Source organism: Coleofasciculus sp. B1-GNL1-01 (genome assembly GCF_040220235.1).
Taxonomy (GTDB): domain Bacteria; phylum Cyanobacteriota; class Cyanobacteriia; order Cyanobacteriales; family Coleofasciculaceae; genus Coleofasciculus.
The window spans coordinates 17,633-42,254 of sequence record NZ_JAVJTO010000028.1 but is presented as its reverse complement, the minus strand read 5'-3'; the positions used below and the strand labels follow the sequence as shown (position 1 = coordinate 42,254).

General features: G+C 44.6%; 23 protein-coding genes and 2 pseudogenes. 13 read left to right on the top strand and 12 right to left on the bottom strand.

Features of this window, described 5'->3' with window-relative positions; genetic code table 11:
- Positions 1-130: pseudogene (locus RID53_RS06500) on the top strand (IS630 family transposase); the annotation flags it as partial.
- A gap of 5 nt (positions 131-135) precedes the next feature.
- Here the strand turns inward: RID53_RS06500 and RID53_RS06495 are convergent.
- The 4 genes from RID53_RS06495 to uvrA form a co-directional block, all read right to left on the bottom strand.
- On the bottom strand, positions 136-300 hold the full coding sequence (locus tag RID53_RS06495; RefSeq protein WP_446387339.1) for a PIN-like domain-containing protein: 165 nt from the start codon (positions 298-300) through the stop codon (positions 136-138).
- Positions 301-448: 148 nt separating this feature from the next.
- Positions 449-646, bottom strand: coding sequence for a hypothetical protein (locus RID53_RS06490; protein WP_446354806.1), 198 nt, complete (start codon positions 644-646; stop codon positions 449-451).
- Entirely contained in the window at positions 636-1,229 is a 594-nt protein-coding gene (locus RID53_RS06485; protein WP_446387338.1) for a zeta toxin family protein, read from the bottom strand. The genes RID53_RS06490 and RID53_RS06485 overlap by 11 nt, the downstream gene beginning before the upstream one ends.
- A gap of 27 nt (positions 1,230-1,256) precedes the next feature.
- Positions 1,257-4,193: an excinuclease ABC subunit UvrA gene (gene uvrA / locus RID53_RS06480; RefSeq protein WP_446387337.1), complete on the bottom strand. Its 2,937-nt coding sequence runs from the start codon at positions 4,191-4,193 to the stop codon at positions 1,257-1,259.
- Positions 4,194-4,696: 503 nt separating this feature from the next.
- On the opposite strand from uvrA, the gene RID53_RS06475 reads away from it, so the two are divergent.
- A complete protein-coding gene (locus RID53_RS06475) occupies positions 4,697-4,927 on the top strand; it encodes a DUF433 domain-containing protein (RefSeq protein ID WP_446387336.1) in 231 nt (76 codons plus the stop codon).
- A complete protein-coding gene (locus RID53_RS06470) occupies positions 4,924-5,256 on the top strand; it encodes a DUF5615 family PIN-like protein (RefSeq protein ID WP_446387335.1) in 333 nt (110 codons plus the stop codon). The genes RID53_RS06475 and RID53_RS06470 overlap by 4 nt, the downstream gene beginning before the upstream one ends.
- A 150-nt stretch (positions 5,257-5,406) precedes the next feature.
- On the opposite strand, the gene RID53_RS06465 is transcribed toward RID53_RS06470, so the two are convergent.
- Both RID53_RS06465 and RID53_RS06460 read right to left on the bottom strand, forming a co-directional pair.
- On the bottom strand, positions 5,407-5,907 hold the full coding sequence (locus RID53_RS06465) for a hypothetical protein (protein WP_446387334.1): 501 nt from the start codon (positions 5,905-5,907) through the stop codon (positions 5,407-5,409).
- Between the two features lie 153 nt (positions 5,908-6,060).
- Positions 6,061-6,333: pseudogene (locus RID53_RS06460) on the bottom strand (DUF2442 domain-containing protein).
- A gap of 322 nt (positions 6,334-6,655) precedes the next feature.
- Between RID53_RS06460 and RID53_RS06455 the strand changes: the two are divergent.
- Positions 6,656-7,852, top strand: coding sequence for a DNA cytosine methyltransferase (locus tag RID53_RS06455; protein WP_446387333.1), 1,197 nt, complete (start codon positions 6,656-6,658; stop codon positions 7,850-7,852).
- On the opposite strand, the gene RID53_RS06450 is transcribed toward RID53_RS06455, so the two are convergent.
- From RID53_RS06450 to RID53_RS06440, 3 genes are all read right to left on the bottom strand, one after another.
- Entirely contained in the window at positions 7,837-8,502 is a 666-nt protein-coding gene (locus RID53_RS06450; protein WP_446387332.1) for a hypothetical protein, read from the bottom strand. The genes RID53_RS06455 and RID53_RS06450 overlap by 16 nt on opposite strands.
- Positions 8,486-8,740: a hypothetical protein gene (locus RID53_RS06445; RefSeq protein WP_446387331.1), complete on the bottom strand. Its 255-nt coding sequence runs from the start codon at positions 8,738-8,740 to the stop codon at positions 8,486-8,488. Before RID53_RS06445 ends, RID53_RS06450 begins: the two co-directional genes overlap by 17 nt.
- A 211-nt stretch (positions 8,741-8,951) precedes the next feature.
- The gene (locus RID53_RS06440; RefSeq protein ID WP_446387330.1) at positions 8,952-10,562 is read right to left on the bottom strand and encodes a pentapeptide repeat-containing protein; all 1,611 of its coding nucleotides are present in this window, start codon (positions 10,560-10,562) and stop codon (positions 8,952-8,954) included.
- 700 nt (positions 10,563-11,262) lie between these two features.
- Between RID53_RS06440 and RID53_RS06435 the strand changes: the two genes are divergently transcribed.
- The 3 genes from RID53_RS06435 (at position 11,263) to RID53_RS06425 (ending at position 13,104) form a co-directional block, all read left to right on the top strand.
- Entirely contained in the window at positions 11,263-11,412 is a 150-nt protein-coding gene (locus RID53_RS06435; RefSeq protein ID WP_446387329.1) for an HNH endonuclease, read from the top strand.
- Between the two features lie 80 nt (positions 11,413-11,492).
- Complete coding sequence (locus tag RID53_RS06430) at positions 11,493-11,867, top strand: hypothetical protein (RefSeq protein WP_446387328.1); 375 nt, start codon at positions 11,493-11,495, stop codon at positions 11,865-11,867.
- A 172-nt stretch (positions 11,868-12,039) separates the two neighbouring features.
- Positions 12,040-13,104 carry an endo-1,4-beta-xylanase gene (locus RID53_RS06425; RefSeq protein ID WP_446387327.1) on the top strand — a complete coding sequence of 355 codons (1,065 nt, stop codon included), beginning with the start codon at positions 12,040-12,042 and terminating at the stop codon, positions 13,102-13,104.
- Positions 13,105-13,555: 451 nt separating this feature from the next.
- Here the strand turns inward: RID53_RS06425 and RID53_RS06420 are convergent, their stop codons facing one another.
- Positions 13,556-14,761, bottom strand: coding sequence for a phosphoglycerate kinase (locus RID53_RS06420; RefSeq protein ID WP_446387326.1), 1,206 nt, complete (start codon positions 14,759-14,761; stop codon positions 13,556-13,558).
- A 190-nt stretch (positions 14,762-14,951) separates the two neighbouring features.
- On the opposite strand from RID53_RS06420, the gene RID53_RS06415 reads away from it, so the two are divergent.
- Positions 14,952-15,362 carry a universal stress protein gene (locus tag RID53_RS06415; RefSeq protein ID WP_446387325.1) on the top strand — a complete coding sequence of 137 codons (411 nt, stop codon included), beginning with the start codon at positions 14,952-14,954 and terminating at the stop codon, positions 15,360-15,362.
- Positions 15,363-15,397: 35 nt separating this feature from the next.
- Here the strand turns inward: RID53_RS06415 and RID53_RS06410 are convergent, their stop codons facing one another.
- Positions 15,398-15,604: a hypothetical protein gene (locus RID53_RS06410; RefSeq protein ID WP_446387324.1), complete on the bottom strand. Its 207-nt coding sequence runs from the start codon at positions 15,602-15,604 to the stop codon at positions 15,398-15,400.
- Here RID53_RS06410 and ylqF point away from each other — a divergent pair.
- The gene (gene ylqF / locus RID53_RS06405) at positions 15,578-16,435 is read left to right on the top strand and encodes a ribosome biogenesis GTPase YlqF (protein WP_446387323.1); all 858 of its coding nucleotides are present in this window, start codon (positions 15,578-15,580) and stop codon (positions 16,433-16,435) included. The genes RID53_RS06410 and ylqF overlap by 27 nt on opposite strands.
- 895 nt (positions 16,436-17,330) lie before the next feature.
- A complete protein-coding gene (locus tag RID53_RS06400; RefSeq protein WP_446387322.1) occupies positions 17,331-19,388 on the top strand; it encodes a PAS domain S-box protein in 2,058 nt (685 codons plus the stop codon).
- 190 nt (positions 19,389-19,578) lie between these two features.
- On the opposite strand, the gene RID53_RS06395 is transcribed toward RID53_RS06400, so the two are convergent.
- Positions 19,579-20,274 carry a PEP-CTERM sorting domain-containing protein gene (locus RID53_RS06395; RefSeq protein WP_446387321.1) on the bottom strand — a complete coding sequence of 232 codons (696 nt, stop codon included), beginning with the start codon at positions 20,272-20,274 and terminating at the stop codon, positions 19,579-19,581.
- A 373-nt stretch (positions 20,275-20,647) separates the two neighbouring features.
- On the opposite strand from RID53_RS06395, the gene RID53_RS06390 reads away from it, so the two are divergent.
- The 3 genes from RID53_RS06390 to RID53_RS06380 all read left to right on the top strand — a co-directional run bounded on the left by RID53_RS06390 (position 20,648) and on the right by RID53_RS06380 (position 24,448).
- Positions 20,648-21,274, top strand: coding sequence for a sigma factor (locus tag RID53_RS06390; protein ID WP_446387320.1), 627 nt, complete (start codon positions 20,648-20,650; stop codon positions 21,272-21,274).
- A 51-nt stretch (positions 21,275-21,325) separates the two neighbouring features.
- A complete protein-coding gene (locus RID53_RS06385) occupies positions 21,326-22,324 on the top strand; it encodes a DUF1822 family protein (RefSeq protein ID WP_446387319.1) in 999 nt (332 codons plus the stop codon).
- A 336-nt stretch (positions 22,325-22,660) separates the two neighbouring features.
- Positions 22,661-24,448, top strand: coding sequence for a CHAT domain-containing tetratricopeptide repeat protein (locus tag RID53_RS06380; protein WP_446387318.1), 1,788 nt, complete (start codon positions 22,661-22,663; stop codon positions 24,446-24,448).
- The last annotated feature ends 174 nt before the right edge of the window (positions 24,449-24,622 follow it).

Below are 24,622 nucleotides of genomic sequence, written 5' to 3'. Positions count from 1 at the left end.
CATTAGACAATTTTATCATCTTTGCAGCTCTTTTAAAATAGTTAAGTGGCTATTTAAGTTTTTTGCTGATGGTCAAATATTCGAGTTCCCAAAAATTTTTCAGTACGGAATTTTGCCACAATCTATTTAGGATTGCTATATCAGGCGTTCAATAATCTCAAAAAGCCTTTCTCTGGTTTCCGCACTATAACGATATATATTTAATAGGATATTGGCATCGAAAGAAAAAATAGCCTCTTGCCAAAGCGTCTCAAACTCTTCGGGTGTTGGTTGGTAGTAGCCAGGAAATAAATCACGCATATCTAGATACCTCTAGTTTCATTAGACAATCAAGTATAGCTATTTAATCTGATTAGCTAGAATAACATTAACTGTATCAAATATTACCAAATACTTAACAGCAAATTACGGTTTATGTTTCTCTTATTACCAGATACTTAACAGCAAATTACGGTTTATGTTTCTCTGCTAAAATTTCCTCTGGAGGTATCCAGACAACTTTCCCATCACGCCAAATAGCCACTGGATTACCCGCTTGTTTGTGTTTTAATAAAGCATCTTGCACAGCTTTAGCCAATGCTTGGTTAATTTTTTCTCTATCAGCCAAAAGTTCTGAAATTCTATCGTTCCCAAAATTATCTGCCATAATAGTCTTCCTCAATTCGTTGCCAAATTAGGGGTTGTGCAACATAAACACTATCTTCTCTTTCGCCAGCCGCTAAGAGACGGGGTACTTCCATACTGGCATTGTCGTAGAAAAACCAAGAATCTGCCAGGGGTCTGTACAACTGAAAAAAGTTACGGATACCTGCATGGTAACGACGTCGGATGGTTTCTTCCGGTACATCATGTCCGCCAAGGCTTACTCGTTCTTGCACACGAGCGATCGCTAACTCTGGATTGGGCAATCCCAGGAAAAATAGATGAAACCGATAACCGTTCTGACGCAAGTTAGCAATCCAAGGTGCAAAACTGCGGCTGGCTAACGTGGTTTCAAAAGCAAAGTTAACTCGTTCGTTTGCCAATTGCTGTAATCGTTCTAGCATAATTCGTCCAGCGCGAAATGTGGCTCTTTCGGGTGCAAATGCAGATAATCCTTGGGCAATTGTATCAGCATTTACATATTCGGTGACACCGAGAGTTCCTTGAAGCAAAGCGGGAGCAGATGTCGATTTTCCTGCACCATTGGGTCCAGCGATTACAATTAGATGTGGATGTTCTTCAACCATTCAGTTACCAACTGGCTAAACGATATCTCAAACATTACCAGTAACTGGCGGATACTCCTTCAACACCTCCTTTAAATACATCCCCGTATACGACTGTTCATTCTCCGCCACATCCTCCGGCGTCCCCACCGCAATCACTTCTCCACCTTTATCTCCCCCTTCAGGACCTAAATCAATCACCCAATCACTACAGCGAATCACATCTAAATTATGCTCAATCACCAACACCGAATTCCCTTTATCCACCAATCGCTGCAACACATTTAATAAATGATGCACATCATAAAACGATAATCCCGTTGTCGGTTCATCAATTAAATACAACGTCTTTCCTGTCGCCCGTCGCGATAACTCCGTCGCCAATTTTACTCGTTGCGCTTCTCCTCCGGATAATGTGGGTGCAGGTTGTCCTAAATGTACATAGCCTAACCCCACATCCACGAGGGTTTGTAACCGATTCACCGCACGGGGGATATTCTTAAATACCTCCAGCGCCTCCTCCACTGTCATATTTAAAACATCAGCAATCGAATATCCCTTATATTTCACCTGTAAGGTTTCTCGGTTATATCTTGCACCTTTACAAACCTCACATTGCACATAAACATCGGGGAGGAAATTCATTTCAATCACATTCACGCCCTGTCCGCCACAGGCTTCACAGCGCCCGCCTTTAACGTTAAATGAAAACCGTCCAGCTTTATACCCTCTGGCTTTGGCTTCGATGGTTTCCGCAAAGAGTCCGCGAATCACATCAAATACCCCAGTATAGGTGGCGGGATTAGAACGAGGGGTTCTACCAATTGGAGATTGATCAATCACAATCGCTTTATCGACGCCATTTAATCCTTTAACTTTACTTAACTCTTTGGGAAACGGTATCTTTCGACTTAAATGATGTTGCAACGCCGGATAAAGAAGTTCATTCACTAATGTAGATTTCCCCGAACCGGAAACCCCAGTAATGCAAACTAATTTGCCTAAATCAATCTCTACATCAATATGTTTGAGATTATTGCGGTGGGCATTTTTAAGAACTAATGATCGCCCGTTTCCTTCCCGCCGCTTTCCTGGGGTTTCAATTCTCTGGCGTCCGGATAAATAGGCTCCCGTTAACGATGTTTCGCTATTCAGTAATTCCGTGAAATCTCCCTGAACCACAATTTCGCCCCCATGAACTCCCGCCTTGGGACCAATATCAATAATCCAATCAGCAGTGCGAATGGTTTCTTCATCATGTTCCACCACAATTAAAGTATTCCCTAAATCCCGCAATTTCTGCAAGGTGGCTAATAACCGTCCATTATCCCGTTGATGTAAGCCAATACTCGGTTCATCTAATACATATAAAACCCCTGTTAATCCTGCACCAATCTGAGTCGCCAGACGAATTCGCTGGGCTTCTCCACCAGAAAGAGTCATCGCCGCCCGATCTAGGGTGAGATAATCTAAGCCGACATCTAAGAGAAATTGCAATCGTGCCTTAATTTCTTTGAGAGCAAGTTCACCTATTTTTGCCTGACGGGATGATAGATTTAATTGGTCAATCCGTTGGCGACTTTCGCTAATGGAAACCTCAATTAAATCGGTAATCCGATATTGTCCCAGCCGTACTGCTAAGGTTTCTGGCTTCAATCGTTTCCCTTTACAGACTTCACAGGGTTGATCGACTAAATATTGCTCTAATTTCTGTTTATAAGTATCGGAACTGGTTTCATCATATTGTTTTTGCAGGATGGGAACTACCCCCCGATAACGGCGGTAATCGTTATACTCTTCAATCCAAATTGGATTATCCGCCCCATAGAGAACCACCTGTTTCTGTTCGGGGTTCAGTTTCTGCCAGGGTGTTCCCAGTTCAAAACCATAAGCTTGTCCAATATTGTAGAGTAGGGACAGGTAATAGGAATTATCGCGCTCTGACCAAGGCGCGATCGCACAGTATATCGGCTGACTAGGTTCGGGGACAACGAGTTCGGGGGAAAAGGTGCGTAAATTGCCTAATCCGTGACAGTGAGGACAAGCGCCATAGGGGGAGTTAAAGGAAAAGAGTCTGGGAGATAATTCCTCCATCACCGCGCCATGTTCGGGACAGGCAAAGTTTTCCGAGAAGACGATTTCTTGGGGAAGTTGTTGATCGGAAGACCTTGTATTTTTTTCGTCAGGAGGTCTAGAATTTGAGTTAGGTTGGACTTCGGTTGAATCATTTAATACCTGAATTACCGCAATTCCACTGCTAAGTTTAAGACAGGTTGCCAGGGAGTCGGTTAAACGTTCCTGGAGTCCTGGCTTTTTAATTAGGCGGTCAATTACGACTTCAATGGTGTGGGTATAATTTTTATCCAATTCAATTGGATCAGAAAGCGTTTGGATCACGCCATCGACGCGGACGCGAACAAATCCTTCGGCGGCTAAACTGGAGAGTAGCTTTTTGTGTGTACCTTTTTTGCCTCGGACGACAGGGGCGAGGATATGGAACTTGGTGCGATCTGGGAGTTCCATGACGCGATCGCACATTTGGTCAATGGTTTGGGGGGCGATGTTGCGATCGCAGATCGGACAGTGGGGTTCACCGGCTCGACCAAATAATAGGCGCAGGTAGTCGTAAATCTCGGTAACCGTACCTACGGTAGAACGAGGATTATTGGATGTGGATTTTTGGTCAATGGAGATCGCAGGGCTTAAGCCTTCAATGGCGTCTACATCCGGTTTATCCAGTTGTCCCAGGAATTGACGCGCATAAGCGCTGAGGGATTCGACGTAGCGGCGTTGTCCTTCAGCGAAGATGGTATCAAAGGCGAGGGAGGATTTACCGGAACCAGAGACACCTGTGAAGACAATTAAGCGATCGCGCGGGAGATCAAGGTTGATGTTTTTCAGGTTATGTTGTCTGGCACCCCGGATGCGGATGGTGTTTTGGCTGGGGGGTTGGTTTCCATTGAGGGATGGGGTTGGATCAGACATGAGGGCAATGGCGGGTAATAGTCCTTGATGATCTTAGCGCTGCCTCTGCCATTGGTTGTGAGGGGGCGTTGTTCTTGCTGTTCACGGTATGTGATGCCTCTGTAGGGGCGGGTTTTACGACTATCTTTTCGGTTGCACCCAGATGTGACTAAACCCGCCCCGACTTTCACAGGTTTCTAGATTTTGGAAGCGAAGTCGGGTTGTTGTTGGGGCTTTATTCCTGGGAAGCGATGTGTTTTTTAACGCAGAGGGGCGCAGAGGTTAACGCAGAGGGACGCAGAGGTTTTTGGGGCGATAGTTTCATCATCTCATCAACCGCCTTGGGTTTAAACCCAAGGCTAAAAGCGAAAGTCGTCTTTAGGCGACTGCATTTTGAGTTTTAGTCTATTTTAATAAACAGTTGATCTTAGCCCAGAGTTTGAACCTTTAACTTAAATACTTATTGATTAGGTGCTCCTTTGGGCTAGACTGAGATAATCAAGATTACTCAATCTAACTGAGTTATGAGTTATAGAAACATCATCACCATTGAACCCGGTAAGCGTGGCGGGAAGCCTTGTATTAGAAGAATGCGGATTACCGTGTATGATGTGTTGGGCTGGTTGGCGGCGGGAATGTCCCACGCGGAAATTTTAGATGATTTCCCGGAACTGACAGAGGAAGATATCCGAGCGTGTTTGGAATTTGCCGCTGATCGGGAACGTCGTATTATTGTTGTGGTAGGTGATACTTGAAGCTATTGTTTGACCAAAACCTAAGCCGTAAACTGGTAACTCGGCTTGCAGATATTTTCCCCGATTCTAGTCATGTTCAATTTGAGGGTATGACTGAAGCCGATGACAGTGATATTTGGGAATTTGCCAAAGTTCAAGAGTTTTGTATTGTGACGCAGGATGCTGATTTTGCTGAGCGTAGCCGTCTTAATGGTTCACCCCCGAAAGTGCTTTGGTTACGCTGTGGTAATGCACCAACAAGTAGGGTGGAAGCAAGGCTTCGTTCTGGCGCTGAGACAATTCAAGAATTCATGAGAAATGCTTCACTCGATTGTCTGGAAATTTACTAAGTTCTTAGACATAAATAAATGAACAATAAACGTCTCACTCCAAACTAGCTAAAATAGAAAGCAAGGATAGAGGGAGCAATCTGCCCATCTACTCATCCCCTGCTCACCTCACAACTTATTCAGTAAGCCCTACCTAGTTCACCCACCAACTCAATTAGGCTTTGCCCAGTTTAATTCTCCTTTTGCCAAATAAGCATCAGAGATAGATTCTCCAAATCGTTTGTAGCTTATCTCGTCAGCAACTTCCATGACAGCCCAAAGCATTTCTGGGCAAGCCCACTGCTTATGTAAGGTTGCAGCGTATATCCACTCAACAAAGCTTGTTGCACTTGAACACCGCTCCAAGTCAATTTCATACATATTCGTTTGATATTTACCGCCAGAGGAATGTAAATCAATCGTAATTGTTAGATTAGACTCCTTAAACCAAATACGCCACCATCTTTCATGAGCGTCAGGTTGCCAATAATAGGAGGGCTTAGAGCGTTTCGCTAGTTGTTCTCTGTCTGTAACTTCAACCAGTTCATTAAAAGTATACACACCCGATGCACTGCCCTCTATGTCTTCAAGATTAGCAGAACTAACAAACTCGACTTTCTTAACCCACCGTTCAATCGGACTATTAGCTAATTTGTCAGCAACTGAACTCATACCTCGCTAGTCTCCCTAAAAAATTTTACTTGTTTATATTTTAATTAGCGATTATGGGGGCAGTCAAGATTATACCCAATATCTGATTAGATGTTGCCAACTTAACTTGGGGAATTGCGGAGAGTGCGGCGTGCGATCGCGTCAGAAGTTGTCTTAGCCATTAGCCAAGGATGCTCTGGGAGCAAACGCTCCCCTTAACATTCCTTCTGTACTCAAATCCTCATCTATCTCTTCCCAGTGAATCCCATAACCTCCACCGCATACTTCCCATTTTCCCCGTTGTTCAGACGTAGCATTTAGTAATCTTGGATACTAAGTGAGAGGAACAGAAATTACCCGCCCATCCATGAGATCTACAGTTATTGTTTCCTCTGTAAAGTAGACGTTTTTAACTCTATCGTCGGCTCGAATCGCCAAAATACCTATCCCACACCTCCAACAACATTTGCTGATTTTCTTGTACTATGGATTGTATTTGACGTAGTTTTTTAGCACATTTGGTGTTAACTAGCAAAGGTACTGCGTGTAGCCAACCAACGCTCAAGTGATTGCTGGCTTTCTTAAAGCCATCTCTCCTCCATGTTAAATCATACAACCCCTGCTGAGCAGAATACTCACAGATAGGGATGCGATCGCGGGAACTTTATTATTGGTCATCATAATCATTTCCTGCCGTTGAATATAACTCTGTAATAGATTTATACTCAATCAAGGTGAACTCTTTTAGTTAGAACAAGGTAGACGACAGATGACAAAATCATCTTGGCATCAAGGCTGGGACATTACTGATGAGGAACGAGAGATTTACCGGAAACGTTCTCAGGCGTCGAGTCAAGCCAAAGCCAAGGCTATCCGAGGTGAGGGAAGAACTCCGGTTCATCCAATTAATGTTCCTCGACTCAATCCTGAAGATTTAATGCCACAATTAGCGAATAACGGTTGGCGATCGCTCTCTTTATTCAGTGGTGGTGGTGGTCTAGACTTGGGTTTTGATCGCGCTGGATTTACCCATGTTGCATCCTACGATATTTTACCTGAGTCTGGTGTTACGTTGAGAAATGCTCAACCAGAATGGACAGTGTTTGCAGGAGAAGCTGGGAATGTGACACAGGTAGACTGGCGAGATTATCGAGGCTTGGTTGATGTAATCCATGGTGGACCCCCCTGTCAACCGTTTTCTGTCGCCGGTCGTCAGAAAGGGAAAGAAGACAGTCGAGATATGTTTCCAGAATTCATCCGGGCGGTGTTAGAAATTGAACCAATTGCTTTTGTTGCGGAAAATGTTACCGCATTGGTGGGCAAAAAATTTACATCTTATCTTAAAGAGGTTATCGAACGTCCCCTGAGTCAAAACTATACAGTGGTTCAAGTTATCCTATCCGCCTCATCTTTCGGAGTTCCTCAAAAGAGAAAGCGTGTGTTTTTTGTAGGGTTTCGTCAAGAAAAAATGGCGACCAATTACCAGCATCCTTCTCCCACCCATGTTTGGCATCATTTATCTACGGATAATACTAAAAATCCTATTCAGCTTGATCTCTTTTCGCTGCTTGATCAGTCCGACAGTTTACAATCATGTATGGGCGTGCGTGAAGCATTAGGACTTCCTGATATCGGATTTGATTCCTTATCTCCTACTATTCGCAGTTCTCTAACGGGTCCCCGTCATACCACATCTGTATTGAGTAGTGTTTCCGCCCAGAAAATTTGGCAAAAACTACAAATTTGGCCCAATGGAGTAGCTTTAAATCGAGAACAGGCGCGTTTATTTGTGCCAGATAATAGTCATTTTAGATTATCTGTACCTGACTGCGCCATTTTGCAAGGTTTTCCTGAATATTGGTCATTTGACGGTGCTGTTTATAAAGCTTTAGGTCAAATTGGTAATGCTGTTCCTCCACCAATGGCATATCGAGTAGCTGTGTCTATTGCTCAAGCTTTATCCTGAAGGGCTTCTGCTACCAGTTCGCGCAGACGTTGAGCATGATTTTCGGTGATCCGTTCCCAATCTTGAAAATAAGATGCTGGAATGTGAGGATTATTTAAGGTTGCACCTCTCTCGATTAAATACCGACATCTATCCTTTAAGATGGAAAGCATTCTTTCAGGTGAATAACCCTGGTTTAGATCCATCTGGTTACGATACTGCTGAATTGTATACTGCTTTTTTTGCAGACGGCGAGCGTCTTCCAGTGTATAAACCTGTTTTTGCCCTAGAATTTCGTATAGTAGATTAAGAGTTAGCAATTCAGGTGCAAATTGAGCGAGTGTATAGTCCGGTAAGATATACGCTTTTTTATCACTGATCCATTTTTCCATGGATTGAGGAGAACCGTACAGGCAATAGTTTAATGTTGTCCCTGTCTTATTGTAGAAACCAAATAGCCAGTGTTTACCTTGCCATTTTTGAATATGATCTAACCCAAAATCACGAGCAGTTGTTATAGAAGAACTTGTTGTTGATTTCAATTCAAAGGGGATATAGCATCCATTGAAATAGAGAATAGCATCTATACCGCTGCGAGTCGCGTTAGCAGGTTTTTGAAGTTGAAAGAGCTTAATTAGTTCGTTTTCTCGACGATCATCTTGAACCGTCATATTTTACCTTTGTTAATTTAGTCGGACTTGTAGTGAGATAGTTAACATAATCTGTGGTAATGTCTTCATCACTCAACTTATTTGTACTTTTAGCAATACCTCGCAACCGAGACAAGTTACCCTTTTTCACCACGGAACGAGTTTCCCATTGTAAAGACTCCAGCAGAGTTTGCACTAATTTCCAGCGATCGCCAATCGGTAATTGTAAAGCTTGCTTTTGTAATTCTGGCAACGTCATTAGGATTCTCCTCCTTAAAGTCATCTCTTCTCCCTGTTAAATCATACAACCCAGACTAAACTGAAGACTCACGTAAGGATGCGATCGCGGGGGTGTTTTTGTACTATTGACTGTATTTTACGAAGAATGCCTAATATACAAGCTATCGCTCAAATAAACCCAAACAGCACTTTCCCTAAAACCTATTCCTCAAGTATCTTCTTTGCCAAGTCTATGGATGTTTGGTTCCATCGGGCATAATTGCATCTTTTAGGTTGACACCCTCTAAGTTAGCCCCCTCTAAGTGGGCATCCTTTAGATTGGCATTCCCTAAATCAGCATTCCTTAAGTTGACATCCTCTAGATTGGCACTCTTTAGGTTGGCATCTCTTAGGAAGGCATTTTCCAGGTTGACATCCCTCAAGTTGGCATTCTCCAGGTTGGCACGCCCTAGGTTAGCATTCAGTAGACTGGCATTTTTTAAGTTAGCATTCAACAATTTGGCATCTAACAGGTGGGTATGCCCTAGGAAGGCACTCTCCAGGTTGGCAGCCGTTAGATCTACACCCCCCAGATTGGCACGCCCTAGGTTGGCATTCTCTAGCTTGGCAGCCCTCAGGTTGGCAAGCCCTAAATTGGCATTTATCAGCTTGGCATTCCTCAAGTTGACAATGCTTAGGTTAGCACCCCACACAAAGGTATTCTCCAGGATGGCATCTTCCAGGATGGCATCACTCAAGTTGACACCCGCTAAGTTGGCATACTTCAGGTTGGCATCCCTCAAGTTGGCACCTTCCAGGTTGGCATCCCTCAAGTTGGCAGCCCTCAGGTTAGCTCCCTGGAGATTACATCTGACGCATTCGTTTCTCTCCAGCAACTGCCTAACTTGCCGATCCGATTGAGGAACTATATCCGGCTGAGGAACTATGATCGTTGTCCCCACCAAGGCGACAATACCGAGAGTAGCTAACCCCAATACATACGTTAGCTTCCTACCTTTTATGGCACTGACTACACTCTCTAACCTATTAGCTTTATCATCCCATTGCTTTGACTTTATCGCATCCAAAGCAGTAGCCGCATTATCGAAGCGCTGTTTTACATTCGGTGCCACCATTTTATCCAACCAGGCGATAAAGCCGGGATTAAGTTGGGGAACTAGCCCCTTGAAATCAAAGCGATAGTTATCATCAATTAATTTACCAATATCGAGCGATCGCGTACCTGTAAGTAAGCCAATTAATGTTACCCCTAAACTATAAAGATCAGCAGATTCTGTCAGGGAACGCCCAAATTGTTCCTCCGGTGGCATAAATCCGGGAGTTCCCGCCGCCACGCTACTGAGTGCCATTTCCTTACCCCGAATTCGGGCAAAGCCAAAATCAACCAAGTAAACATTCAAATGCTTATCCACCAAGATATTTTCGGGTTTGATATCCCGATGGATAATCGGCGGAACTCGCTGTTGCAAATAAACTAATATTTCTAAGACTGACACCGCTATTTGCTTAATTTGTTGGGGAGTAAAGCTACGTCGTTCGGCTAAAGATGGGGCATTTTTATATTCCTGTACTAAACAAAACCCTTGTGGCGTTTCAAAGGAATCTAAATAACGGGGAATCCGGGGATGATCCAGTTGTTGCAGAACTTCAATCTCCCGTTGATAGGCTTTATAGCCTGACCAACTTGCATCCGCTAAGGCAAAGCGGAACTCTTTTATCACAACCTTTTGCTTTTGATTAAGGGCTGTTGCCAAGTAAGTAATCCGTCCGGCTTCGCGGTTGCGTCCTAGCTCTTGAATAACGTGATAACCGTATTGGTCAAAATCTGGATAATTGCTCATTCATCTGTATTGTTTTCCCTGATCTGCATTATAAGCGCGATCGCTCTAGTACAAGAAGGCTCAAAGGCAGAGACACCCATGAACAATTTAGCGATCGCGGCAGAATTCTCAGACCCCTATTGTTTTGGGTTGTGCCGTCTTGCTCCACTTAGGCTCCTGATTGATATAATAGATAATTATTTCAGGAGTTGGCTCAATTCTACTATAATAATTAGCACTAAACCTTGACACCTGCGAAAATTTAAAATGGTTACAACCCTTACTAAACCATCCTCACTTTTACATGAAATTCGCCTGAAAAAAGTTGATCAGTGGAATCTGTTTAAATTCAGCGGTTGCCTCCAAATTCGCATGGAAAAGCTTTTAGAGAAAAAAAAGCTGACCAACTCACACCTGAAGAGATAAGCTGTTCGGCATTTAAACCTTAATATCAATAATGGCGCAATCCTTGTAGTAGTGCTAGCATCTTGCTCGCTACTAATACCCAATTTAAATGCATGACAACTTAGTAAGTAGTCGGACAAAAGAAAACGGTACTGTGTTAAGTTTTGCAAATTGCCCTCAAACCCTTACTGTTCCCTGTTCCCTGTTCCCTAATCTCAACCGTTCACTTTAATTGTGTCCACCTACTTAGAACTCGATGCGATTGGAGAACTTGATCGTATTTTTACTCATATCAATGCGATGATTGCAGCCCAACATGGCAATTCACGAAGAAACCAGACAAATTGTTCGAGAACGTGCTAACTATCAATGTAAATATTGCCACTCGCAAGAACGTTTGAGTGCTAATCGATTCACAGTTAATAATATTATTCCCATTTGGAGAAAACCAGCGATGATTGTTTAATTTAGGTGGATGGGTTTCAGAATTGAGTTGGATTTAGTTAAAATAGCGATCGCATCCCTTATCCTCTAAACGTTTCACCAATGGCAGATGTAAATGGTACTTGGCTGGGAACCTATTGGCAGTGGGGCGTTCCCACGAGATTTGAGGCAACACTGCTACATAGTGGCAATACCGTGACGGGTAATATCTTAGATGACAGCTACTTGGGCGAAGCCTCACTAACGGGGGAAGTTATTGGACGCCGGATTAGCTTTATTAAACGCTATTTAGCGAGTTCCAACTATCCCATTAGTTACACTGGTACAATCTCGGAATCGGAAGACTTTATGCACGGACAGTGGAGTATCGGTAGCGGTGAATCCGGTTCCTGGGAAGCGCGTCGCAGTGGTGAAAATCTTACCGTGGATTTACAAAAAGCCCAAGCTAACCGAGTACCCAGTTTAACAGGTGTATGAGGGAAAAAGTATTTGATTACCGCTTAGAGATAAGAGAAATGTAAGGATTTTAGCAGTTAGTGATATCTGCTCAACTACATTGCCCACAAAATTGATACAAATATTGAATGATCAGCTTGATAGTAAACTCTGTATTGTACCATAATATGTTACTTAAATAAATTAGATTCAAATGGTTAAAAAAATCCTCTGCTTTAGCGCCTTAATTCTCTTAGGATTAACAGCAACATTACTCATGTCTATCCCTGCCATCTCCCAACCAGGCGATATGACTTTGCGTGCTTTAGCCCAAGAACAAAACATCTACATAGGCGCAGCCGTATCAATAAAAGCCCTTCGCAACGATCCCACCTATCGAGAGGTATTGGCGCGAGAGTTCAACATGGTTACGCCTGAGAATGTGATGAAATTTAAGCTGATTCATCCAGAACGCGATCGCTACGATTTTACCGCTGCTAACGAAATCGTTACCTTTGCTAAAGCCAATCAAATGCAGATACGCGGTCATACCTTGGTTTGGCATCGCAGTTTACCTGATTGGTTAACTGAAACCGAGTGGACGCGGGAGGAATTAATGGAGATTTTGCGGCGACATATCTTTACCGTAGTCAGTCACTACCGAGGTGATATTGTTGCCTGGGATGTCGTCAATGAAGCCGTTGGTGATAAAGATTCTCTCAGAAAAACCATTTGGCAGCAAGGAATTGGGTCAGACTATGTTGAGTTAGCGTTTCGCTGGGCGCATGAAGCTGATCCCAACGCGCTCTTATTTTATAATGATTATGGTGGAGAAGGATTAGGCGAAAAATCGGATGCAATCTACGCCTTCGTCAAGGATTTGCTAGAGAAAGATGTCCCCATTCATGGCGTCGGTTTGCAGATGCACAAAAGTATTAAAAATCCGCCTAAACCCGAAGACGTAGCCGCCAATATCCAGCGGTTGGAGGAGTTAGGACTAGAGGTACATATTACTGAAATGGATGTCCAAATCCACAACGGTACAGGAACCGAAGAAGAGAGATTAGTCAAACAGGCAACGGTTTATCAGGACATGTTAGGCGTCTGTCTAAAAGCGCCTAATTGTACTGCATTTGCCACCTGGGGATTTACCGATAAATTTACCTGGATTCCCGGCTTTGTCGGTCAGCCTGACTTGCCCTTAATCTTTGATAAATCCTATCGTCCCAAACCAGCTTATCATGCTTTAGTCGAAGGTCTCAGTACCACCAATAACTAGGGGCGGCTGAATAAGTGGTGTGGGGAAGCAGGGGTTGTAGAGACGTTCCGGTGGAACGTCTAGAAGCAGGGCAAGCAGTGATACATTTTCCCTGATAGCGGTGCAAGTTAGGGAATCTGTAGGGGCGGGTTTAGGGAATCTGTAGGGGCGGGTTTAGGGACTGTAGGGGCGGGTTTAGGGACTGTAGGGGCGGGTTTAGGGACTAAAGTCAGCTATTCACCGATAAATGAACAACAAAACCCGCCCTATTTCACCGATAAATGAACAACAAAACCCGCCCTATCTCACCGATAAATGAACAACAAAACGGGAGCATGTCAGGGAAAATATAATGTTCACGCTAGCCTGCTGGCGTTGGGTTTCATTCCTCAACCCAACCTACTTGCGTTGACATGCACCCAACAAAACCCGCCCTCATGCCTAAATCAGGTAAAGACGTGCAATGATACCATCAAGCGTCATCTAATGCGGCAATACCGGGAAGTACCTTACCTTCGAGTAATTCCAGACTCGCCCCACCACCTGTGGAGATATGGCTCATTTGATCAGCCACACCCACTTTTTCCACAGCCGCAACCGAGTCACCACCGCCGATAATCGTGGTTGTGCCTTTCTTAGTCTGATCGGCTAGAGTCCGGGCGATCGCCTCGGTGCCAGCGGCAAACTTGTCAAACTCGAATACCCCCATCGGACCATTCCAGATCACCGACTTACAATCACTTAATGCGTCTTGGAAGACTTTCACGGAATCAGGCCCAATATCTAGCCCCATCCAGCCATCAGGAATCGATTCAACACTCACAGTTTGAGAATTGGCGTCAGCAGCAAAGTTATCAGCAACGACAACATCTGTGGGTAAAAGTAAGTCAACCCCTTTTTCCTTTGCCTTAGCTTCCAAGGACTTTGCCAACTCCAGCTTATCCTCTTCCACCAGCGACTTACCGACACTCAAGCCACGGGCTTTGTAAAAGGTGAAAATCATGCCACCGCCAATCAGCAGTTTATCCACCTTATCCAGTAAAGTTTCAATCACGCCAATCTTACTCGACACCTTAGATCCACCAATAATCGCAGCTAAGGGGTTCTGGGGATTTTCAATCGCATTTTGCAGATACTGGAGTTCTTTCTCAATCAAATACCCCGCCACAGAGGGCTGTAGGTGATGAGTGACTCCTTCGGTTGAAGCATGGGCGCGGTGTGCCGTACCAAAGGCATCGTTGACGTAAATATCAGCTAGGGCGGCTAACTTTTTGGTAAACTCCGGATCATTCTTTTCTTCCCCTGGGTGGAAGCGGAGATTTTCCAGTAACGCTACTTGACCATTATTCAGGCTGTCAACCTGAGATTTAACCCCATCGCCAATACAGTCATCGCACTTGACCACTGTTTGACCCAGTAATTCAGACAGACGATTCGCTACGGGTGTTAGGCGTAGGCTGTCCTTCACTTGTCCTTTAGGACGCCCTAAGTGGCTACACAGAACCACCTTGGCATTCTTTTTGATTAAATCCTGGATCGTCGGTAACGCTGCCCGGATGCGGGTATCATCGGTAATCGTACCATTCTCATCTAGTGGCACATTCAGGTCGGCTCGCACCAATACCCGTTTTCCCGCTAAATCGGACTCATTTAAATTTGCTACAGTTTTTTTGGACACAGTAATACTCTCCTCTAATTGCCTGTATCTGATGCTTTGCGATCTGATCGCGTGCCAGTGGTTGTATGCTTAATGATTGCCCCCAGACTTGCATCTATAGAGCAATCAACTCAATCATTAGGATCAAGAGTATGTATTCTCTTTTCCCGTCCACATTTTACCGGAGTCCGTGTCCTTCAAGGTGATTACAATGTTTAAGACTGTCTTATTTCCCCTTGACCAAAGCCGAGAAGCCCGTGAAGCGGCGGAAGTTGTCGCCAATATCGTCCAAAAGTATGAAAGTAAGTTAGTTCTGCTCTCGGTTGTCGAAAAACCCAACCCAGATGACCCATCGCCAAATCCGGACATCATGTCCCCGGAGATGGTTGCCGAACTACTCAAAGGCGCTCAGGCGATGTTTAATCAGTATGGTATTAAGACTGAAACCCTAAGTCGGGAAGGTACACCCCCATTTACAATCTGTGATGTCGCTGACGAAATTAATGCTGATCTAATTATTATGGGCTGTCGCGGATTGGGATTAACTGAGGATGGTGCTTCTGAAAGCGTTACCAATCGCGTGATTAATTTGTCACCCTGTCCCGTGCTGGTTGTACCGTAATGATGAGGGAGTTATCAGTTATCAGTGAGCAGTTATCAGTTATCAGGAGATGGGGGAGATGGGGGAGATGGGGGAGATGGGGAATTTGTGTAGGGGCGGGTTTCACAACTATCTTTTTGGTTACACCCAGATGTAACTAAACCCGCCCCGACTTGACGAATGACGAATGACCAATGACCAATGACGAATGACCAATGACCAATGACCAATGACCAATGACCATTCAATGGTATCCCGGACATATTGCTAAAGCCGAACGGCAACTCAGGGAACAGCTCAAACGAGTGGATGTTGTGCTGGAAGTCCGGGATGCGCGGATTCCTCTGACTACTCATCATCCGCAAACCGCTGAGTGGGTGGGGAATAAAAGCCGAGTCTTAGTGATCAACCGCATGGATCTGATCACGCCCAAGGTGCAGCAGTTGTGGACATCCTGGTTTGAAGCACAAGGGGAAATGTCTTACTGGACAAATGCCCAGCAAGGAAAAGGGATTCGAGAGGTAGCCCAAGCCGCCCAGCAAGCGGGAGTCCAGATGAATCAACGGCGCAAAAATCGCGGGATGCAGCCTCGTCCGGTGCGTGCGGTGGTGATTGGTTTTCCCAATGTGGGAAAATCGGCTCTGATCAATCGACTTTTGGGGCGGCGTGTGGTGGACAGCGCCCGCCGTCCGGGTGTCACCCGTCAACTGCGTTGGGTGCGGATTAGCGATCAGATTGAACTGTTAGATGCGCCCGGTGTTATCCCCGCCAAGCTACACAATCAAGAGGATGCTCTAAAGTTAGCTATTTGTGATGACATTGGTGAGGCGTCTTACGATAATCAGCGGGTTGCTTCTGGGTTTGTAGATTTGCTAAAACGATTGCCGGATCTGGCTACAGCCGATCGCACATCCACGTCTTCCTTACACAACCGTTATGAGGTAGATCCAACGGGGATCACGGGTGAATCCTACTTACAGGACTTGGCACAGACGCGCTACCAAGGCGACGGGGAGCGTGCTGCCCGACAGTTATTGAATGATTTTCGCAAAGGACTACTCGGCGCGATCGCACTAGAATTACCACCCTCTTGACTGCTGATGGGAAGTCTAGAAACCTGAGTCGGGGCGGGTTTAGTTACTTATGGGTGCAACCGAAAAGATAGTAGTGAAACCCGCCCCTACACAATTTCCCCCATCTGACACACCGAACGAAGTCGAGGTGTTCCCCATCTCCCCCATCTCCCCCATCTCCCCCATCTCCCCCATCTCCCCCAGCTTCCCCATCTTCCCCTGCTCCCCCTGCTCCTCCGCACCCAACCTTAATAACTGTGTGTTGTTTTACTAAGGGGGTGGGGGGTAATACCCCTCATCGACTAAACTAAGATAGAGTAATGCACCCTAGACCAGCGCCCAGCCTGGGCGTTTTTCGTGTTCGCTGGGCAACAGTTCAGCTAAAAACTGTGACAAATTATTACGTTAATCCACGTAAAGATTTAAGACATATTGCTGAGGCATCTTAATAGACGGAGGAAGGAAAATTGAACAAGAGCACCGAAACCCATTTTCAGGACTTACGCACAACCTCGCTTAGAGGGTTAACGATGAATCCTGCATACAAGCCAAACAGGATATCGTTAGCACAAAAGCGTAAGTCCTGTTTTTTTAGATTAGAACAGTACGGAAAGCATCTATCCTTACCAATCCTTTCAGGGTGTATTGTCTTAGCCAACTCGGAGATTGATCAACTCTGGTAATGGTGTAATACTGTAATACCACAGATGCCGAGAACGGCTATAGTGGAAGCAATGGGCAATCCTGGTTAGCTCGATAACTCCGAATCAAAATAAAAAGCGGTTTTGGGAATTCAAGGAGTTTAACCCACGACATTTGTACAATCAGCTAACGCGAAGATTTCTCAATTCACAGCAGAGATTCAGCGTCCCGCCCTTGTACAACGGTAAACTCAATAATTTAAATCGACTAAAAAATGGTCAGTAAAATAGCAACATTTAGACTTCCAGAACAACTAAGTCAGGAAATTCGGTCTCGGGCTGAGGCATCAGGTCGGGATCGGACGGCGGTCGTAATTGAGGCACTCAAGCAGGCATTTGGTTTCCCGCTTGAGGAATCGCACTCAACAACGATTGAGGAACTTCAGGAACAACTCACTACATTAGACAAAAAATACAAGCAGTTAAAAGAACAGCTTAATCAACTCTCACAAGAAACTCAGACAGCGAATCAACCCTATCAAACGGTTCAGCAAGCCATCCCTGGCACGTTGGTGACTGGAACGATTAATCATCATCAAATTGGGGATACAGATCAAGCCTGGAAAACTCCTAGCCAAGTCGCCCAACTGGATCTGAATGATGCGATCATTGCCCAGGAACAGGATGAGTCAGAACTGCGGGAACTGACGACGCGGATTCAGCAGCAAGCGCGAATCTTTGACCAAGTTCTCTCGGCGTCTCCTGATCCTATCTGCGTCTTGGATCGCATGGGACGATTTACCTACGTCAATCTGGCGATCGCGCAACTGTTTGGCTTATCCCAAGCGGAAATTTTGGGCAAAACGGTGCAGCAGTTAAACCTACCGCCTGAGGGACTCGAACTATTTAATAACCAACGGGAAGTTGTCTTCGCCACTCGACGCCCTTTGACCGATGAAATCAGTTATCCCACCCTTGGGGGTGTGCGTCATTACGAGTACATCCTAAGTCCGATTCTGGGTAACCACCAGAGTGTGGAAGCGGTAATATGTACGGCTAGAGACATTACTGAACGCAAACGAGTTGAAGAATCGCTGCGGGAATCGGAAGCGAATTACCGTCACTTATTTGAATACGCCAATGATTCCATCTTCATTATTGACCTATCCACCAGTCGGATTTTAGATGCGAATCAGAATGCCTCCAGACGACTAGGATACACCCGCAAAGAACTGCTGAATCTGAAGACTCGTGATATAGATGTGCCGATTGGTGAGGATCGCCAACGCACCATCAGTCAACGGATGCAAGCAACGGGGAGTATTATTTTTGAACATGCACTGCGGCGTAAAGATGGTTCTCCGGTGCAGGTGGAAATTAGTTCGCGGGTGATTGAATATCGCGATCGCTTAGTGTCCCTGAGTTTTGTTCGGGATATTACCAAACGCAAACAAGCTGAGGAACGGTTGCGGTTATTAGAATCGGCGGTATTCAATGCTAATGACGCGATCGTGATTACTGAAGCCCACCCCATTGACAAACCCGGTCCTCGAATCGTGTATGTCAACCAAGGCTTTACTCGGATGACAGGGTACACCCCAGAAGAAGTGATTGGCAAAACACCGCGCTTCTTACAAGGACCCAAAACCGATCGCGCCCAAGCCGATAAAATTCGTGATACCCTATGTCGATGGGAACCCATACGGGCGGAATTGATCAACTATCGCAAAGATGGTTCCGAGTTTTGGGTGGAACTGAATATTGTCCCCGTGGTTGATGAAAATGGGGACTATACCCACTGGATGGCGATCGAGCGAGATATTAGCCAGCGCAAGCAGCTAGAAACCGCCTCCGCCAAACGGGATCAGGAACGAACCGCCCAACTGTCTCAAGCCAATACCCTGCTACAAGAGCAATTGGCGAAACAGGAGCAAATGGTTGTCGATCTTCGCAGCCGTGAGGAACGCCAAGCGATCGCCTTAAAAGCGGGTAATGTGGGAATTTGGGATTGGAATCTGGAGAATGGTGAATTCTACCTGGCGTCCAATTTGAAAACCATGCTGCACTATGAGGATCAGGAGATTGCGAATAGTAAAGCGGCTTGGTTAGATCTCATTCATCCCGATGATCGCCAAGAGGTTGAAAATCAAATCAATGCTCATTTAGACGGGTCAACAACTCACTATGGCATGGAACACCGGATGGTGCAAAAAGATGGCACGATTCGCTGGTTTCTTTCCCGTGGTGTAGCGGTGCGAGATGCTAAAGATAAGCCTTATCGGTTGATTGGCTGTAGCGTCGATATCACCGAATATAAACAGATGGAGGATTAACGCTTACCATTCCCTTACCTCTAAATCAGAACCCCGATTTCTTGAATAAGTCGGGGTTATAACAATAATTATGTGTACTATTGATGCGAGTAGGCATTTTCTATTAAAACTGCATTTATTTCATCTAACAATTAGATAGACAATGCCTACTATACGGAGGCAGCCATTACTAAGACAGGTGAGTAATGACTCAGCTTTTTTTTTGCTTTCTGGACTGTTGCCGTTTGAATAAAGCCCCAAAACCGAGAGCTGTGGCTGAACCGAGAATAGTCAAAGGTTCGGGTACTGAAGATACCTCCGTATCGCCGAATACTCCTTCAAAATTGTCAATAATGTAGCGTTGACCACCACTGTTATCATTGTTGAAGTCGAACAAGGCGTAAGAGGCTACTCCGGTAAAGCTGGTTTCAATAATACCTTCTGGGAAATTGCCTTGACTTATACCATCTGGTGATGTGTATTGTCCAAACTCGAAATCAGAAGCCAGCAAATTACCATCACTATCGTACACTTCCAAGGCAGCCCAAGTATCCGAACTTTCAAAGAAGTCATCAAGGGCAAACCCAAACGTGAGGTAGTCTTCAGCTCCAAATAGAAAGTCTGCCCTCAAATCAACATCCAGTAATGTTGTCCCCTCAAGTCCAGGTTCTTGGATATAGCTCATAAATGAACCTGGACCGACTGTGTTAAACCCAGCCGAATCTGTCGTGCTAAAAACTATGTCGTTAATTCCATTTCCATCACCATCAAAAGAAAAGCTACTTACACCAGAATTTAACTCATCAAACGTTATCTTTGATGCCTGAGCTGGATGAACTCCAACCGCAGCCAAACCTAAAGCTGTGCCAGCGGTGGCAAGGGCTAATTTTTGGTAGATATTAGTCATTGTTCAAATTTCTCCTAAATTCAAGTCGCGTCGATGAATTTTCTAAATCTCTGCTGAGATATCGGTGGTATTTCTCAAAGTTTCGCAATCCGGGAAAAATCGTTACAAACCTTTACATAAAACCCCAGAGCGTTGAAGATATCGTTGAATTAACTAGATTCCGTAGGGATACGGCATTGCCGTACCCTATATATATAAAAATGTCAGACAAGATGAATCGCACAAAAAATGGTGAATTTTGCGAAAAACTAGAGAGTTGTGGCGATAACTGAGTGCAAGACTCAATTGACATGATGATTAAGGATGAGTTTAACCGAGGATGAAAGGGTAACAACCCGCTCCAAAACCAATAGCAACGAGTTCAGGTGATTTCATGGGTGTGGATATTGATCAACAACTGCGTCAGCTTGTCGCTCAAACCTGCCAGTATCCCCGGCGCAGTCTGCAACGGCGTCGCTGCTTGGATCAACTGATTCGGGCGATCGCACAATCGGGGAAACTATGGCGGGAGCATACCCCTGATTATGAAGAAGCACTACAACTCACCTGGTTGTATCTGTGCCGCAATATCGAGAACTATGATCCAGCGAGAGCCACGGTGACAACTTGGTTGGATGCCTATCTTAAAAAACGACTGAAGGATTTATTCCGAGAACAATCTCAACAACAACATCATGAAGCTCAACCGCCTCCAGACTGGGAAAATCAAACTGATCCGATTGAGAATTTGCCGGATACCCACCCTGATATTCCGCCGATTTTGGCAGAAACCCGACAGTGGGCAGAATCTGATCCAGAGGGGGAATTATCCAACTCTCATATTAGAGGACGTCCCGATATAACTTGTCAAGTTTTAATCTTACGTCGCTTACCACCAGAGACAGAATGGAGAAAACTAGAAGCAGAATTTAATTGTAAGGTTTCCACGTTGGCAACATTTTACCAGCGTCATTGTGTTCCCTTATTACGCAAATTTGGTGAATCGCAAGGATATTTATAGAGAATCATTAATTAATGTCGTAACAATAATTGGACTGGAAAGGAGCGAATGATGACTAGCGTAGAATTACTTTTAAAGAATGCTTTGCCCATGCCCATTATGCCCAAAATAATCCAAATGGCACAAGGGTTTGCCCAAAAACAACCGACAGCCGAAAAAGCAGAACAAGTTTATTTGAATACGTTGGCAGTTTGGGCGGTTCGGGATTACTTGGAACTGATGGAAATCGATACTGATATTGAACACAGTGATTTTGCCAATCCTGTTGTCTGTTTAGGGGCAGATGTAGCAGATCTTAAGGTTAAAGGGTTGGGGACGTTAGAATGTCGTCCGGTGAAAGTATTCGAGAATTATTCAGGCTCTGAAAACAATCGCTGGATTCCCGAATTTGGCTCGATTCCGCCAGAGGTTTGGCAGGAACGCATTGGCTATGTTTTTGTGGCGATTGATCCGAAGCGAAAAGAATCTAGACTGTTGGGATTTACCCAAACGGCTGGCATAGGTCAGGTGTTTTTGCCAGAGTTACAACCCCTTGATGCGTTATTCGAGTATTTTGAGCAATTAACTAACCCGATTGTCAATCTTAATCAGTGGTTTGCTAATCAGTTTGCGGCGGGTTGGCAACGGCTTGAAGAGTTATTAGAGTCTGACAGTGAGCCGTCGATATCAGGACAAACTTTACCTGCATTTCGTCGATTTAAAACTGACGTTAAACTTTTTCCAGATGCCGATATTATGCGAGCTAAATTAATTGATTTGGGCATGGAGTTGGGGGGTCAACGTCTGGCTTTGGTGATGGCACTAACTCAAGAACGCGATCGCAAGGTTAGTGTGTTCGTTCAAGTCCATCCTACGGAGGGTGATCGCTATTTACCTGGAAATCTGACATTGGCTTTACTTTCAGAGTCTGGAGATAGGCTACAAGCGGTACAATCGCGAGGGTTAGATTTATGGGTTCAACTCCGACAATTTCGAGTCGAACCAGGCACTAATTTTGGTTTGCAGGTTGTGTTAAATGGTGTCAGTGTTACCGAATCTTTTACACTATAATTTGTCCTTTGTCATTGGTCTTTGGTCATTGGTAAAGGGTTGAGGTGTGTTGACGAAATTTAATGTCGTTGATTTGATTTTTGCGAACCGACTTAAACAATGGTGCGTTACGCTTTGCTAACGACCCTACGGATTACATTTTTAATCCTATTCATCAAAGTTATAGTATAATTTGGGTGAAATAATTAATGGATCGGTCAACTAAGTAGGTTGAGGAAAAGAAACTTAACTGGATTAAGTTTTGTCAAAGAACATCAACCTCTTACAAAGAACAAAGGACAAATTACGAATGACGCTCCCTACCTGTTCCCTAACCCATTCATCAAAGGAGTTGCTATGAGTAAAATCGTTGTTTTAAATCTCGGCTCAGGTAACTTCAGCTCTGGATTTAGTTCGGTGACAGCAGGGTTGGGAGAAGTGGGGAATCTTTATATGCAATTCACAGGAAGTTTGCCACCAGCCCCCGATATTCCGCAACTCCTCAGAGATTGGCGGCTCCTCTATACAGCACTTTATCAAAGTCATAGCTATCGGGGCGGGATAGATATTGTTGAATCAGGTATCACCCATTGTTCTGAGGGAGATTTTAATCATATTTCTCAGCAGTTAGAAACTCAAATTAATACTTGGTTAAAGAGTGAAGGATTTCGCAAAATTGAATCAGAACTAAGAACTCAATTAAATCCCGCTGAACCCGTGCGGGTCATTATTGAAAGCGATGATCCAGAAGTCTGGAAATTACCGTGGCATCTTTGGGACTTTTTTGCCGAGTATCGCCTAGGGGAATTAGCGTTCAGTACACCAGATTATCCCCCACCTGCCAGTTCAGTTATTCCCCACCGCCGCAAGGCTAACGTCAAAATATTAGCTATTTTAGGCAACAGCGCCGGGATCAATTTGGAGAAAGATCGGGAATTACTGAAACAATTATCAGGAGCTAAAATTACCTGGTTGGTTGAACCGGATCGACAAGAATTGACTGAACAACTTTGGCAAGCTGGCTGGGATATTATTTTCTTTGCTGGACATTCCCAAAGTGATAATAATAGCACTCATGGACGGCTATACATCAATCAAAATGAACAGAATAATAGCCTGAGAATGGGTGAAGTCAAGGAAGCGATGAGAAAAGCCGTTGATAACGGATTAAAATTAGCCATTTTTAATTCCTGTGATGGGTTGGGATTAGTCCGAGAATTGGCGGCGGATCAGATTCCTCTCCCGCCAATGATTGTCATGCGCGAACCTGTCGCTGATCCAGTGGCACAAGCCTTTTTGAAATACTTCTTAAAAAACTTTGCCACCGGAGAACCGTTTCATTTATCGGTACGCCAAGCGAGAGAACAACTGCGGGGATTAGAACATGAATTACCAGGCGCAAGTTGGCTACCCGTCATTTGTCAACATCCGGCTGTAATTCCACCCAGTTGGAAACCCTTGGTTAATGGGGGAGAGGAAGATACAAAGATTCCCTGGAAAAGTTTATCGAAATGGGTGGCGATTGTTTTAGCGGGAGTGATTAGCAGTTACTTTTCATTCGGTTCACAACTGGCAGTTTTGTCGAATAAGTGGGGAATAAAAAATCAAGACAACAACCAGTTATTAAGGGCGCAATTCTACTATCATATCGCTAGTTGGCTCAATCTAAATTATCCTCAACCCTATTATAATTTAGCCTGGTTATGTGATGAGAGTCTTGATGATATAGACTGTGCTAAACAACGGTTTAATCAAGCCGCCCTGCGAGGACTTCCTGATGCTTACGCGGAATTGGCTCGCTTGCATTTGCAACAGGGAGATCTGGAAATTGCACTGAAACTAACCTGGGAGTGTTTAGAACATAGCGATTATGATGGGGTAAGAGCTGCTTGCTTAAAGAATCGCGGTTGGATACGATGGGAACAACAGCGATTAGAGGAAGCTGAAGCCGATTTAAGGAATGCGATCGCACTTGCAGTGGATAGCCCTCATGCTTATTGTTTATTAGCCCAAGTCCTAGAAGCCAAAGGCAACCAGCAAGAGGCAAGAGTAGCTTGGAAAAATACACTGAAATACTCAAATTATAATGTTCCCGAACAAGATAAGTGTATGGGTTTAGCTCAAGAGTATTTGTCAGCACAATAAGGAGGAATAAGTAATGATGTATTTTAAAGTACAACCCGAAACCACCTTGACTAGAGTGTATTACAGCATATTACGATTCGTTGCTTGGCTTTAACTACACAGACTTAAAGCAGTATAAATGGTAGTGGAGGTGATCCGAGCAATTGAAACATTGACACCAGGTTAAAGGAGTAG

Excerpts from the sequence above, each read along its gene's own strand:
- RID53_RS06490 (WP_446354806.1), bottom strand. The coding sequence starts at position 646 with ATGGCAGATAATTTTGGGAACGATAGAATTTCAGAACTTTTGGCTGAT.
- RID53_RS06450 (WP_446387332.1), bottom strand. The coding sequence starts at position 8,502 with ATGACGGTTCAAGATGATCGTCGAGAAAACGAACTAATTAAGCTCTTT.
- RID53_RS06465 (WP_446387334.1), bottom strand. The coding sequence starts at position 5,907 with ATGAGTTCAGTTGCTGACAAATTAGCTAATAGTCCGATTGAACGGTGG.
- RID53_RS06380 (WP_446387318.1), top strand. The coding sequence starts at position 22,661 with ATGAGTAAAATCGTTGTTTTAAATCTCGGCTCAGGTAACTTCAGCTCT.
- RID53_RS06425 (WP_446387327.1), top strand. The coding sequence starts at position 12,040 with ATGGTTAAAAAAATCCTCTGCTTTAGCGCCTTAATTCTCTTAGGATTA.
- RID53_RS06495 (WP_446387339.1), bottom strand. The coding sequence starts at position 300 with ATGCGTGATTTATTTCCTGGCTACTACCAACCAACACCCGAAGAGTTT.
- RID53_RS06390 (WP_446387320.1), top strand. The coding sequence starts at position 20,648 with ATGGGTGTGGATATTGATCAACAACTGCGTCAGCTTGTCGCTCAAACC.
- RID53_RS06445 (WP_446387331.1), bottom strand. The coding sequence starts at position 8,740 with ATGACGTTGCCAGAATTACAAAAGCAAGCTTTACAATTACCGATTGGC.
- ylqF (WP_446387323.1), top strand. The coding sequence starts at position 15,578 with ATGACCATTCAATGGTATCCCGGACATATTGCTAAAGCCGAACGGCAA.
- RID53_RS06395 (WP_446387321.1), bottom strand. The coding sequence starts at position 20,274 with ATGACTAATATCTACCAAAAATTAGCCCTTGCCACCGCTGGCACAGCT.
- RID53_RS06410 (WP_446387324.1), bottom strand. The coding sequence starts at position 15,604 with ATGTCCGGGATACCATTGAATGGTCATTGGTCATTGGTCATTGGTCAT.
- RID53_RS06430 (WP_446387328.1), top strand. The coding sequence starts at position 11,493 with ATGGCAGATGTAAATGGTACTTGGCTGGGAACCTATTGGCAGTGGGGC.
- uvrA (WP_446387337.1), bottom strand. The coding sequence starts at position 4,193 with ATGTCTGATCCAACCCCATCCCTCAATGGAAACCAACCCCCCAGCCAA.
- RID53_RS06435 (WP_446387329.1), top strand. The coding sequence starts at position 11,263 with ATGGCAATTCACGAAGAAACCAGACAAATTGTTCGAGAACGTGCTAAC.
- RID53_RS06400 (WP_446387322.1), top strand. The coding sequence starts at position 17,331 with ATGGTCAGTAAAATAGCAACATTTAGACTTCCAGAACAACTAAGTCAG.
- RID53_RS06475 (WP_446387336.1), top strand. The coding sequence starts at position 4,697 with ATGAGTTATAGAAACATCATCACCATTGAACCCGGTAAGCGTGGCGGG.
- RID53_RS06385 (WP_446387319.1), top strand. The coding sequence starts at position 21,326 with ATGACTAGCGTAGAATTACTTTTAAAGAATGCTTTGCCCATGCCCATT.
- RID53_RS06455 (WP_446387333.1), top strand. The coding sequence starts at position 6,656 with ATGACAAAATCATCTTGGCATCAAGGCTGGGACATTACTGATGAGGAA.
- RID53_RS06415 (WP_446387325.1), top strand. The coding sequence starts at position 14,952 with ATGTTTAAGACTGTCTTATTTCCCCTTGACCAAAGCCGAGAAGCCCGT.
- RID53_RS06440 (WP_446387330.1), bottom strand. The coding sequence starts at position 10,562 with ATGAGCAATTATCCAGATTTTGACCAATACGGTTATCACGTTATTCAA.
- RID53_RS06485 (WP_446387338.1), bottom strand. The coding sequence starts at position 1,229 with ATGGTTGAAGAACATCCACATCTAATTGTAATCGCTGGACCCAATGGT.